Genomic DNA, 333 nt, shown 5'->3' with positions numbered 1-333 from the left:
GCACTAAAATTAATGAAGAGTTCAGAACCATTAAGCGCAAGGTTTTAAGTAATGCCTTTGGCCCGCTGGCAAAGACCTTAAATAATCCCAATATCATCATGGTCACCAGTTCTAACCCGAACGAAGGTAAGACTTACAACGCCATTAACCTGGCCTTGAGTATCGCACTTGAGCAAGACAAAACCGTGTTGCTGGTTGATGCCGATGTGCTGCGTCCAAACGTGATGCGCACCCTCAATCAAAAGATGCCTAATGGTCTGATGGAGTATCTGCTCGGAGAGGTCACCGATATCTCGGAGGTGATGTATCACACCAACATCGATACCTTACGCA

1 protein-coding gene is annotated in these 333 nt (G+C 46.2%); it reads left to right on the top strand.

The features are described 5' to 3' along the window. On the top strand, positions 1 to 333 hold a 333-nt coding region (locus tag J0A66_RS22335), incomplete at both ends, for a P-loop NTPase family protein (RefSeq protein WP_500676670.1).

Source organism: Bowmanella dokdonensis (genome assembly GCF_017254865.1).
GTDB lineage: Bacteria > Pseudomonadota > Gammaproteobacteria > Enterobacterales > Alteromonadaceae > Bowmanella > Bowmanella dokdonensis.
Note: the sequence above shows the minus strand (reverse complement) of the source record. Positions and strands in the feature narration are given on the sequence as shown.